Annotated in this window: 12 protein-coding genes; 2 read left to right on the plus strand and 10 right to left on the minus strand. The window is 66.9% G+C overall.

Going from position 1 to position 12,047, the window contains the following annotated elements:
* Positions 1 to 3 precede the first annotated feature (3 nt).
* The 4 genes from rplC to OG252_RS21660 all read right to left on the minus strand — a co-directional run bounded on the left by rplC (position 4) and on the right by OG252_RS21660 (position 3,195).
* Positions 4 to 648 carry a 50S ribosomal protein L3 gene (rplC, locus tag OG252_RS21645; RefSeq protein WP_053753931.1) on the minus strand — a complete coding sequence of 215 codons (645 nt, stop codon included), beginning with the start codon at positions 646 to 648 and terminating at the stop codon, positions 4 to 6.
* Between the two features lie 17 nt (positions 649 to 665).
* Positions 666 to 974: a 30S ribosomal protein S10 gene (gene rpsJ, locus OG252_RS21650; RefSeq protein ID WP_003948644.1), complete on the minus strand. Its 309-nt coding sequence runs from the start codon at positions 972 to 974 to the stop codon at positions 666 to 668.
* Between the two features lie 454 nt (positions 975 to 1,428).
* Positions 1,429 to 1,941, minus strand: a complete 513-nt coding sequence (locus tag OG252_RS21655) for a hypothetical protein (protein WP_329338036.1) — start codon at positions 1,939 to 1,941, stop codon at positions 1,429 to 1,431.
* 33 nt (positions 1,942 to 1,974) lie between these two features.
* The gene (locus OG252_RS21660; protein ID WP_329338038.1) at positions 1,975 to 3,195 is read right to left on the minus strand and encodes an acyltransferase family protein; all 1,221 of its coding nucleotides are present in this window, start codon (positions 3,193 to 3,195) and stop codon (positions 1,975 to 1,977) included.
* Positions 3,196 to 3,420: 225 nt separating this feature from the next.
* Here OG252_RS21660 and OG252_RS21665 point away from each other — a divergent pair, with 225 nt between their 5' ends.
* Complete coding sequence (locus OG252_RS21665) at positions 3,421 to 3,804, plus strand: phage holin family protein (RefSeq protein ID WP_266435046.1); 384 nt, start codon at positions 3,421 to 3,423, stop codon at positions 3,802 to 3,804.
* Between the two features lie 94 nt (positions 3,805 to 3,898).
* Here OG252_RS21665 and tuf read toward each other — a convergent pair whose 3' ends face one another.
* The 6 genes from tuf to OG252_RS21695 form a co-directional block, all read right to left on the minus strand.
* A complete protein-coding gene (tuf, locus tag OG252_RS21670) occupies positions 3,899 to 5,092 on the minus strand; it encodes an elongation factor Tu (RefSeq protein WP_217237702.1) in 1,194 nt (397 codons plus the stop codon).
* A gap of 144 nt (positions 5,093 to 5,236) precedes the next feature.
* A complete protein-coding gene (gene fusA / locus OG252_RS21675) occupies positions 5,237 to 7,363 on the minus strand; it encodes an elongation factor G (protein WP_266435050.1) in 2,127 nt (708 codons plus the stop codon).
* A 39-nt stretch (positions 7,364 to 7,402) separates the two neighbouring features.
* On the minus strand, positions 7,403 to 7,873 hold the full coding sequence (rpsG, locus tag OG252_RS21680; RefSeq protein ID WP_003992340.1) for a 30S ribosomal protein S7: 471 nt from the start codon (positions 7,871 to 7,873) through the stop codon (positions 7,403 to 7,405).
* A gap of 3 nt (positions 7,874 to 7,876) precedes the next feature.
* Positions 7,877 to 8,248: a 30S ribosomal protein S12 gene (gene rpsL / locus OG252_RS21685; protein WP_003948652.1), complete on the minus strand. Its 372-nt coding sequence runs from the start codon at positions 8,246 to 8,248 to the stop codon at positions 7,877 to 7,879.
* 268 nt (positions 8,249 to 8,516) lie between these two features.
* Positions 8,517 to 9,134, minus strand: coding sequence for a DUF1707 and DUF4190 domain-containing protein (locus tag OG252_RS21690; protein WP_406494720.1), 618 nt, complete (start codon positions 9,132 to 9,134; stop codon positions 8,517 to 8,519).
* Positions 9,135 to 9,217: 83 nt separating this feature from the next.
* Positions 9,218 to 10,858, minus strand: a complete 1,641-nt coding sequence (locus tag OG252_RS21695) for a right-handed parallel beta-helix repeat-containing protein (protein ID WP_329338041.1) — start codon at positions 10,856 to 10,858, stop codon at positions 9,218 to 9,220.
* 357 nt (positions 10,859 to 11,215) lie between these two features.
* Here OG252_RS21695 and OG252_RS21700 point away from each other — a divergent pair, with 357 nt between their 5' ends.
* On the plus strand, positions 11,216 to 12,040 hold the full coding sequence (locus OG252_RS21700; protein WP_266435053.1) for a glycosyltransferase family 2 protein: 825 nt from the start codon (positions 11,216 to 11,218) through the stop codon (positions 12,038 to 12,040).
* The last annotated feature ends 7 nt before the right edge of the window (positions 12,041 to 12,047 follow it).

Genomic DNA, 12,047 nt, shown 5'->3' on the forward strand with positions numbered 1-12,047 from the left:
ACCTCAGGCCCCCTTGGCCGCGGTGCGGACCAGGACGAGGCCGCCGTTCGGACCGGGAACCGCGCCCTTGATGAGCAGCAGACCCTTCTCCGCGTCAACGGCGTGGACGGTCAGGTTCTGGGTGGTGACACGCTCATTGCCCATGCGACCCGCCATGCGGAGGCCCTTGAACACGCGGCCGGGGGTGGCGCAGCCACCGATGGAACCGGGAGAGCGGTGCTTGCGCTGGGTGCCGTGTCCGGCGCCGAGGCCCTTGAAGTTGTGACGCTTCATGACACCGGCGAAGCCCTTGCCCTTGCTCTTGCCGGTCACGTCGACCTTGATGCCGGCCTCGAACACCTCGGCGGTGATCTCCTGGCCGAGGGTGTACTCGCTGGCGTCAGCGGTACGGATCTCGACGAGGTGGCGGCGGGGAGTGACGTCGGCCTTGGCGAAGTGACCCTTGAGGGGCTTGTTCACCTTGCGAGGGTCGATCTCGCCGAAGGCGATCTGGACCGACTCGTAGCCGTCGGAGTCATTCGTACGGACCTGGGTCACGACGTTGGGGCCGGCCTTGACGACGGTGACGGGAACAACACGGTTGTTCTCGTCCCACACCTGCGTCATGCCGAGCTTCTCGCCCAGGATGCCCTTGATCTGCTTAGCCATTCTCAGATCACCGGCCCTCAGAGCTTGATCTCGATGTCGACACCGGCCGGGAGGTCGAGTCGCATCAGAGAGTCAACGGTCTTGGGCGTCGGGTCGAGGATGTCGATCAGGCGCTTGTGCGTGCGCATCTCGAAGTGCTCGCGCGAGTCCTTGTACTTGTGCGGCGACTTGATGACGCAGTACACGTTCTTCTCAGTGGGCAGCGGCACCGGGCCCGCGACCGACGCACCAGTACGCGTCACCGTCTCGACGATCTTCTTCGCCGAGGAATCGATGACCTCGTGGTCGTAGGCCTTGAGCCGGATGCGGATCTTCTGTCCCGCCATGGCTACTAGTAGTCCTGTCTCTCGTTTAACGCTCTGGAACCCGGTGTTCCGAACACTTCGCCCCTCCGACCCACGCGGTCGGGTGTGTCGCGCTCTCACTGACACAGAGGTCCCATCTCTGGAACTTCCCTGCTGGGAAAGCACGGCCCTTCCGGAACCGCAAGCGGGGGCGAAGACCCACCGGGTGCCTGGCCGGTGCTGCACTGACACTTCCCGAAAGATTCCCGTACGTCCGCCCCAGCGCTGCCATGTGGCAGTTGGGGCGACGAGTACTGTGGGACTCGCTTCCGGTCCTCCCGGCGGGAGGCGCGCAGCATCAACACTCGACCGAGCAACTCCGACAGTCTGCCATATGGGGCAGGGGCCTGGCCAATCGAGCCGGAGACAATACCCCGGGAGTGACGCAGGTCAAACCAGCGGGGCGAGCAGGGGCCGGTCAGGGCCCCGCCGGCCTCTACAGCCTGCCGAAGACCACGCTGCGCCAGGTCCACCCCGAGGCGAGGACGGCGTCCCGCAAGGGGTTGCGCAGCTCCCCGCTGTCGAAGCGGAACGTCTCCGTCGCTTCCAGGCCGCCGCTGTCTGTGCGCTGGACGGTGTAGCGGCGGGAGACGGTCCTGTCGGGCCCGCGCGTGTACCGCTTCGAGATCGCGAGCCTCGGCGGATTCCCGACCCGGGTGACCTCCCACCCCTCTTCGAGGGCGCGCACCTCATGGCCGTCCTGGACCAGGCGCATCCGGATCCGGACGGCGCGGGACAGCTGCGACCGGACGAAGAAGTTCTCCCAGGCGGGGTCCCGCACCCGCCACTCCGCCACCAGGTCGGCGCCCTCCGGAGCGCCGTCGCGGATGACGTACGGGGCATCCGGCCGGTCGAGGCCGAGCAGGGCGGTCCGCACCTCCTCGGCCGAGCGGGGCGCGACACCGTCGTCGGGGTGCTCGGTTCCGGTCAGCTTGTCGAGGAGTCCCATGAAGTCAGCCTATTCGGGGGCGGGTTGCTCCGGTCACGCGCCCGACCCCGCATTGCGCAGCCGCGCGAACGACGTGTCCAGCCCGCTCTTGAGCAGCCGCGAGACCGGCCGCTCCACCGCCCGGTGCACCAGCCAACTCAGCACCAGGAAACCGGCGATCACCACGGCGACCAGCAACCGCGCATCCATCGTGTCCCGCAACCGATTGATCAGCGTCGTACCGGCCGCGTAGTGCATCAGGTAGAGCGGATACGTCAGAGCACCCGCCGTCACCAGCCACTTCCACCGCACCCGGTCCGTCGCGCCGAGGGCGATGGCCACCATGGCCAGCAGGAAGACCGTGAAGATCAGGACACTTCCCCGCCACCCGGACACGTGCTCGACCTCGTCGATCCGGTGCCCGAGCTCCAGCTGGCCCATCAGCCACGCCATGGCGAGGATGCCCCACAGCAGCAGGTCCTGGCCGAAGCGGTGCATGAGGTAGAGCGCGAGCCCGGCGATGAAGTACCAGGCGCCCTCCGGGTTGGCGACCAGTTCCAGCAGGGGGAACTCGGACACCGGTGCGAGCATCGCCGCCGCACCCCACACGCAGCAGAAGACCACGACCTTGCGGTACGTCAGCCCGGTGGCGACCACCAGCAGGAACAGCAGGTAGAAGCGCAGCTCGGACCAGAGCGTCCAGTACACGCCGTCGACGTTGGCCACGCCCGAACCGGACTGCAGCATCGTGAGGTTGAGCAGGACCTCGCGCAGCCGCAGCCGCTCCCACACCCCCGGTACGGCCATCAGCACGCCCGTGGTGAACAGCACCGCGAACCAGTACGCCGGGTACAGCCGGATCACCCGTGACACGAAGAACTGCCGCGGTGTGCGCCCCCAGCAGGACATGCAGATCACGAAGCCGCTGATCACGAAGAAGATCTCGACGCCGATCCAGCCGTAGGAGGCGAGGCGGAACACCGTGGGCATGATCTCGGAGACCGGCCGGTCCCAGATCACGTTGCCGGGCTGGTCGGCGCGGTTGGTGCCGGCGAAGTGGTGCACGGCGACCATCAGGGCGGCAAGCAGCCGGATGCCGTCGATGGCGTACAGCCGGCGGCCCACCCGCTCCCGTACGACGGCCCTACGGCCCGCTCCGGCGGGCCGCGGCGGCCGCCCTCCGGGCGTGACGAGCGGGGGCAGCGGCTGCTGCAGGCCGGCGCCGAAGCCCGCCACCCGCGTCGGGATCGTCGTTCTGCCGTCCGCACCACGCATCGGCACCTGTCAGTCCGTCCTCACGAGGGAATCCCGGTCCGGGCGGCTCCCGGCCGCCGCTCACGCTACGACCGCCCCAAGCACCCCACAGCGAACAGACAGGAACATTCCGTGCCACCGCAAGGCGGAGTTGCCCGAAAGCTCTCCGAGGCGTCCGGCAACGTTCGGCAATACTTCACTTGGCGCCCTTGTCATACTCCCCGGCCCGACCTCATGATCACGCCCATGTACAAGCGAAGACGCGTGGTCGGCACCGCCCTCGGAGCAGCCCTCGCCACCGCCCTGCTCCCCGGCATCTCACTGGTCCTCGACTCGCCGCCCCTGGAGCTGCTCCTCCCGGTCGCCGTGTTCCTGATCGTGAACCAGCTGATCCACACCTATCCCGGCACCGTCCGAAGCGCTGCCCCGATCGCCCTGCTGGCCCTCGGCGCGCTCGGCGTCCTCCAGGACACGCTGATCTGGCTCCTCGTCTCCTGGCTCGGCTCGCGGATGGACTACGGCGTCCATGTCGACGGTTTCCTGGCAGCGCTGCTCGGCGGCGTCATCGTCCGGGCGACCGTCCTCGTCTGCCTGGCGCTCGGCCCGCAACCGGTGCCGGAAGCCTCCTGAAGGCCCCCGCAGACAGCGAAGAGGCCCGCACGACCGAAGTCGTACGGGCCCCTTCAGGTGCTCGCGCTGGAGCTACCAGGTCAGATCGACAAGCTTACTTGTTGATCTTGGTGACCTGGCCGGCGCCGACCGTCCGGCCACCCTCACGGATGGCGAACTTCAGGCCCTCTTCCATGGCGACGGGCTGGATGAGCTCCACCTTCATCTCGGTGTTGTCACCCGGCATGACCATCTCGGTGCCCTCGGGGAGGGTCACGACGCCGGTCACGTCCGTCGTACGGAAGTAGAACTGCGGACGGTAGTTGTTGAAGAACGGCGTGTGGCGGCCACCCTCGTCCTTGGACAGGATGTAGGCCTGCGCCTCGAACTCGGTGTGCGGGGTGACCGAGCCCGGCTTGATGATGACCTGGCCGCGCTCGACGTCCTCGCGCTTGATGCCACGAAGCAGCAGACCGACGTTCTCACCGGCCTGGCCCTCGTCGAGCAGCTTGCGGAACATCTCGATGCCGGTGACCGTGGTGGTGGTCTTGTCCTGCTTGATGCCGATGATGTCAACGGTCTCGTTGACCTTCAGGACACCACGCTCGATACGGCCGGTGACGACCGTACCGCGACCGGTGATCGTGAAGACGTCCTCGACGGGCATGAGGAACGGCTTGTCGACGTCACGCTCGGGGGTCGGGATCGCCTCGTCGACGGCGGCCATCAGGTCCAGGACCGACTGGCCCCACTCCTTGTCGCCCTCGAGCGCCTTGAGCGCCGAGACCTTGACGACCGGCAGGTCGTCGCCCGGGAACTCGTACTCGGAGAGGAGCTCACGGACCTCGAGCTCGACGAGCTCCAGGATCTCCTCGTCGTCCACCATGTCGGCCTTGTTCAGGGCGACGACGATGTACGGCACGCCGACCTGGCGGGCCAGGAGCACGTGCTCCTTGGTCTGCGGCATCGGACCGTCGGTGGCGGCGACCACGAGGATGGCGCCGTCCATCTGCGCCGCACCCGTGATCATGTTCTTGATGTAGTCCGCGTGACCGGGGCAGTCGACGTGGGCGTAGTGACGCGTCTCGGTCTGGTACTCGACGTGCGCGATGGAGATGGTGATACCGCGCTGGCGCTCCTCAGGAGCCTTGTCGATCTGGTCGAAGGCCGAGGCCTCGTTCAGGTCCGGGTACGCGTCGTGCAGCACCTTGGTAATGGCGGCCGTGAGGGTCGTCTTACCGTGGTCGATGTGACCGATGGTGCCGATGTTGACGTGCGGCTTAGTCCGCTCGAACTTCGCCTTCGCCACTGGGTCCTCCTGTGGAGTGGTTCTGGTACGCCTTGCTCATCGGCGCCAGGGTGATCTTTGCTGGGATGCCGCCCGCCGGGGTTTTCCCTTGCCGGGTGAGCCCCGGCGGTCGGTGTCAAGCCTAAAGCGTGGGAACGGGGTGCGTTACTCGCCCTTGGCCTTCGCGATGATCTCCTCGGCGACGTTCCGCGGAACCTCGGCGTAGGAGTCGAACTGCATCGAGTAGCTTGCGCGACCCGAGGTCTTGCTGCGGAGGTCTCCGACGTAGCCGAACATCTCCGAGAGGGGCACGAGGCCCTTCACGACGCGGGCACCGGCACGCTCCTCCATGGCCTGGATCTGGCCACGGCGGGAGTTGATGTCGCCGATGACCTCACCCATGTAGTCCTCGGGCGTGGTGACCTCGACGGCCATCATGGGCTCGAGCAGCACGGGGCTGGCCTTGCGGGCGGCCTCCTTGAAGGCCTGCGAACCGGCGATCTTGAACGCGAGCTCGGAGGAGTCGACCTCGTGGTAGGCACCGTCGAGAAGCGTGACGCGAACGCCCGTCATCTCGTACCCGGCGAGGATGCCGAACTGCATGGCCTCCTGCGCACCGGCGTCCACCGAAGGGATGTACTCCTTCGGGATACGGCCACCGGTCACCTTGTTCACGAACTCGTACGAGGTGTCGCCACCCTCGAGCGGCTCGATCGCGATCTGCACCTTGGCGAACTGGCCGGTGCCACCGGTCTGCTTCTTGTGGGTGTAGTCCACACGCTCGACGGCCTTGCGGATCGTCTCACGGTACGCGACCTGCGGCTTACCAACGTTGGCCTCGACCTTGAACTCACGGCGCATACGGTCGACCAGCACCTCGAGGTGCAGTTCGCCCATGCCGCCGATGATGGTCTGGCCGGTCTCCTCGTTGGTGTGAACCTGGAAGGAGGGGTCCTCCTCCGCGAGACGCTGGATGGCTACACCCAGCTTCTCCTGGTCACCCTTGGACTTCGGCTCGATGGCGACCTGGATGACCGGCGCCGGGAAGTCCATGGACTCCAGGATCACCGGGTTCTTGTCGTCACAGAGCGTCTCACCGGTCGTGGTCTGCTTCAGACCCATCACGGCGACGATGTCGCCGGCGCCCACCGCCGCGATCTCTTCACGCTTGTTCGCGTGCATGCGGTAGATCTTGCCGATGCGCTCCTTCTTGCCCTTGACGGAGTTCAGCACGGCGGTGCCAGTCTCCAGGCGGCCCGAGTAGACCCGGACGAAGGTGAGCTTGCCCAGGTGCGGGTCGCTCATGATCTTGAACGCGAGCGCGGACAGCGGCTCGTCCTCGGACGGCTTGCGCTTGACGACCAGCTCGGGGTCCTTCACGTCGTGGCCCTCGATGGCCTCGACGTCGAGCGGGGTCGGCAGGTAGCGCACGACCGCGTCGAGCAGGGGCTGGACGCCCTTGTTCTTGAACGCGGTGCCACAGAACACCGGGGTGACCGTGATGTCGTTGGACTTGCCGGACGCGATGGTGATGCGACGGATCGCGGCGTACAGCTGCTCCTCGGTGGGCTCGACGCCCTCCAGGTACAGCTCCATGATCTCTTCGTCGTTCTCGGCGACGCCCTCGATCAGCTTGCCGCGGTACTCCTCGGCAGCCTCGGTGTGCGTGGCCGGGATGTCGACGACGTCGTACATCTCGCCCTTGGCGGCCTCGGCGGACCACACGAGCGCCTTCATGCGGACCAGGTCCACGACGCCCTTGAAGTCGGCCTCGGCACCGATCGGAAGCTGCATGACGAGCGGCTGGGCGCCCAGGCGGTCCGAGATCATGTCCACACAGCGGTGGAACTCGGCGCCGGTACGGTCCAGCTTGTTCACGAAGCAGATGCGGGGCACGCCGTAACGGTCGGCCTGACGCCACACCGTCTCGGACTGCGGCTCGACACCGGCGACACCGTCGAACACCGTGACGGCACCGTCGAGGACGCGCAGCGAGCGCTCCACCTCGACCGTGAAGTCGACGTGCCCCGGGGTGTCGATGATGTTGATCGTGTAGTCGTTGTCCTCGAGCGGCCAGTGACAGGTGGTGGCAGCAGAGGTGATCGTGATGCCACGCTCCTGCTCCTGCTCCATCCAGTCCATGGTGGCAGCGCCGTCGTGAACTTCACCGATCTTGTAGCTGACGCCGGTGTAGAAGAGGATCCGCTCGGTGGTGGTCGTCTTGCCCGCGTCGATGTGAGCCATGATCCCGATGTTGCGGACCTTGGCCAGGTCAAGTGAAGTGGTAGCCATAAGGCTTTCGTCTTCTCTCGGTCTCGATGTGGGTAGCGACTACCAGCGGTAGTGCGCGAAGGCCTTGTTGGACTCGGCCATCTTGTGGGTGTCCTCGCGCTTCTTCACAGCGGCACCGAGGCCGTTGGAGGCGTCGAGAAGCTCGTTGAGCAGACGCTCGGTCATGGTCTTCTCGCGACGGGCGCGGGAGTAACCGACCAGCCAGCGCAGCGCGAGCGTGTTGGCGCGACCGGGCTTGACCTCGATCGGAACCTGGTACGTCGCACCACCGACACGGCGGGACTTGACCTCGAGGGTCGGCTTGATGTTCTCCAGCGCGCGCTTCAGCGTGATGATCGGGTCGTTGCCCGTCTTCTCACGCAGACCCTCCATGGCGCCGTAGACGATGCGCTCGGCGGTGGAGCGCTTGCCGTTGAGCAGCACCTTGTTGATCAGCGACGTGACAAGAGGAGAACCGTAGACCGGGTCGATGATGACCGGGCGCTTCGGGGCGGGGCCCTTACGAGGCATTTTCTACTTCTCCTTCTTGGCGCCGTAGCGGCTGCGGGCCTGCTTGCGGTTCTTGACACCCTGGGTGTCGAGCGAGCCACGGATGATCTTGTAGCGAACACCCGGCAGGTCCTTCACACGGCCGCCGCGCACGAGCACGATGGAGTGCTCCTGCAGGTTGTGTCCCTCACCCGGAATGTAAGCCGTGACCTCGATCCCGCTGGTCAGACGCACACGCGCGACCTTACGCAGGGCCGAGTTCGGCTTCTTCGGGGTGGTCGTGAACACACGCGTGCAGACGCCACGACGCTGGGGCGAACCCTCGAGTGCGGGCGTCTTGTTCTTCTCGACCTTGTCCTGCCGGCCCTTCCGGACCAGCTGCTGGATCGTAGGCACTACTTCTCCGGTTTCTGTGTGCCGAATGGTGAAGCTAACCTGGAACGTCGCCGACCCACGCGGTCGGGTGTGTCGAATGCTGCAGACCCCCGCCGCGAGGCAGAAAGAGCGCAGATTACGGTGGCCAGTGACGGCTCCCTATGTGCGGTTGAAGGCACGCACGGGAGCCAGGGCACACCCCAGGCACAAGGTCTGAGCGTACCTACCTCATAGGCTGCGGTCAAAACAACTAGGCCTCGCCCCCACCTGCGGGCGGACGTGTCAAGCCTCATCCGGACGCGAGGCCCGCCAAGAGCAACAGCGTCAGGACGAGCGCCCAGCCCCCGGTGTACAGCCAGCCGAGGACCAGCCCGGTCAGGGCCAGCCCTTCGCCGCCCTCCCCCGTGGACCGCATCTCCGAACGCGCCGCGTGCCCGAGGATCACCGCCGGAATCCCGGTGAACCCGAAGGTCGGCACACACAGCAGCCCGCACACGGCGGCCCCCACGGCTTTCCCGTTGGTCCGCGGCTGCGGCGCGGGCAGAAACGTCCGCGGTACGGCCGTGACGGGCGCGGGGTGCGGTACGGGGCCCTGGGGCAGGTCGGCGACCAGCAGAGCCAGCTCCCCCACCGTACGCGCCGCGTACGCCCGCCCCACCCGCTTGTCGAACTCGACCTTCTCCAGCCGCCCCTCGCCGTACCCGGCCCTGAGCACGTCGACGGCGCGCTCGCGGTCGGCGTGGGAGGCGAGCATGGACGGGGCGCTGTAGGGCTGCCAGGACTGCTGCACACCTCCGCCCTGCCACAGCTGCGGAGCACCACTACCACCGCCGGCACTGCCACTCAGTCCTGACGGCGACGACGACTCGTCCTTGTCCTGCCACGGCTGCCATGACGGTTGCGACACGGAGTACCCCCTGAGAGGTCGAATGCCTCCATGATGCTCCAACGCGCCGATATGGGGACAGGTTCCCGCACCGACCGCGGTTGTCAGCCCATGACGTGGTAGGCGAAGGAGAGAGCCGCACCGGCGCCGGGGACCATCGCGGTGGCGACGGAGAATCCGGCGACACTCTCCGAGGTCACGTACAGGCCGACCGCGGCGGCGGCCGCGTTGCGCGCGGTGAGGACGACCTTGGGAATGGCGCCGTAGGCCGTGGCATAGGTGACGCGGGCGATGGTCCCCGCCGCGGGAGAGGCGGCGGCCGTGGTGTTGATGACGCCGGCGTTGTCCTTGGCCCCGTTGCTCCCGGCGGCCGCGGATGCCGACTGCGCCCCCGCGGCGACGGTCACGGCGGTTCCTCCGCCGATGACGTGGGCGTTCAACCGGATGTCACCGTTGAAGTGGTGCGCGGCCTGCCATGTGCGGGTGGGACCGGTCTCCAGCGGATTGCCGGCCTGCCGCGTGCCGGTCACCGTGTTGAGATGGGCGTTGACCGCCGAGGCGCTCTGGGGAACCAGACCTTGGTTCGTGTACGGGGTCGCTCTTGTGTCGACCACCGAGTTCAGGGCGACGGTGACATCGGCGGAGGTCACCGGGTTCTCCATGAGGATTCCGATGTTCTGCGTGAGATCGCCGCTCTCGATGACGGTCGTACCGTCCGCGAGGTGTGCGGTGCCGACGTCACTGATCTGATTGCCGGTCACCTGGACGTGTCTGACGCCGTTCAGATAGACGCCGGCGCGGGCGGCCCTGCGGATGTGGTTGCCGACGACGGTGATGCCCTCCGCCCGGTCGGTGGGGTTGCCCCGGTCCGTGATCGGAAATCCACCGAGGTAGATCCCGGCTCCGTTCACGTCGCTCGGTCTGTCGGAGGGGCCCCGGAAGAGTCCGCAGTCGATCTCGTTGCCCGTGATCGCGCCGTACTTGGAGGCGTAGTCGACGTAGATGCCGTTGTGGCCGACATCGCGGACGACGTTGCCTGTGACCGTGAAGTTGGCCGGGCCTTTGTCGGTGAGGAATCCGGCGACCCAGATGCCGTTGAAGGCGCAGTTCTCGAAGGTGTTGCCGACACAACTGATCTTGCCGTTGCCCCGGGAGAGGGACACCCCGTTGTCCGCGGACTGGCGGACGTGATTGCCCTGGAAGATCACTTCCTCGCAGAAGAGGAATCCGGCGTCCTGGTTGTTGGTGAACTCGCAGCCGGTCACCGAGACCTTGCCCCGGACCCCGCCGATTCTGATGGGCAGCGCGGTCATGTTCCGTACGGCGCAGTCGCGCATGGTGAAGTTCGTGAGCCGCGCCTGGCCGCTGCCTGTGGTGTCGAGATCGCCGGTGAGGAAGACGGCGGTCTGCGCGCCGGGGCCGGAGGCGGTGCGTCCGCGCTTCGGCGTGGCGGGTGACTCGTCGACGGGGCCGAGGAAGGTGAGGCCTTCGACGGCGAAGTCGGTGAAGGCCACGGCGGACCCGTAGATGATGGCGCTGACGGCAGTGTGGTGAAGAGCGGATCCGGCGTCTCCGGAGAGCGTGACGTTCGACCTGGGGGTCAGTGAGCTGGAGCAGGCGTAGTTCCCCGGAGGCAGATAGACCGTGCCCCCGCCCGCGTCACTGGCGGCATCGATCGCGTCCTGGATGGCGCCGGAGTCGTCGGTGGCGCCGTCGCCAACTGCTCCGTGGTCACGAACGTTCAACCACGAAACTCCGGTCGTGGCCGCCTCGGCGGTACTCGTGCTCGCGGCCGTGACGGCCAGAGCGAGGCCTCCGGCCCCCGCTGCGGATCGGAGCACAGAGCGTCTTGTAGTGGTCACAGTCCCCGCCCGTCTCGCCACAAGATTAACGTCCGGTAACGCAGAGGTTGCGTACACCCGAGCACCCCCGTGGGACGAGGGGTTCCAGATCACAATCCTGCGGCGAAAGTGTGATTAAAAGTTTTGTGAGCTTAAAGTAAGACCCGCTGTCGGGGGGGTTCGGCGGGGACTGTGGGAACACAGGCGCCGGTCTTGATTCCCGAGCGCTTGTGTGCATCACCAGTTGGGGGGGAGCCCACTGTGTCCACGTTGTCCATCGTCATACCTGCCCTGAACGAAGCCGAGAACCTGCCGCACGTCTTCGCGACGATCCCGCTCGAGGAACTCACCCAGCAGGGCTGGGGAGTCGAGGTGGTCATCGCCGACAACGGCTCCACGGACGGGACGGCCGAGATCGCCGCCTCCTACGGAGCGCGGGTGGTCCACCAGCCGTTACGCGGCTACGGCAACGCCTACAAGGCCGGCATCGCCGCCGCGCGCGGCGAGGTGATCGCCACCGGCGACGCCGACTGCACCTACCCGTTCGACGACCTGCCCAGACTGCTGAGCATCGTCGACGAGAAGCAGGTCGAGTTCCTCAACACCAACAGACTCGGCCGGGAGAACCGCGAGGCCATGAAGCCCTCGCACACCGTGGCCAATCACGCCCTGAGTCTGATCAGCCGCAAGCTGTTCAAGAGCCAGATGCGCGACTCCCAGAGCGGGATGTGGGTGTTCCGTCGCTACATCTGGGAGTCCCTCAAGGTCACGTCCGACGGCATGGGCTTCTCCCAGGAGATCAAGAACGCCGCCGTCCGGGAAGGCTTCCGCTGCCTGGAGGTACCGATCGAGTACCGGCCGCGCGGCGGCGAGGTGAAGCTCAACGCCGTCTCCGACGGGGTGTCCAATCTGGCCCAGCTGTTCCGCCACCGGCTCAAGGACAACGCGCTGCGCACGGACACCCGGTCCCAGTGGCGCGACCGTTCCACCCGGCCCGTCCCGCCACCGCTGATGCCGGCGCAGCGGCAGGCGGCGCCCGCCGACGCGCCGCAGAAGATGGTGTGGACAGGGCACCATGGCGTGTGACGAGCTG

Source organism: Streptomyces sp. NBC_01352 (assembly GCF_036237295.1).
Lineage (GTDB): Bacteria > Actinomycetota > Actinomycetes > Streptomycetales > Streptomycetaceae > Streptomyces > Streptomyces plumbiresistens.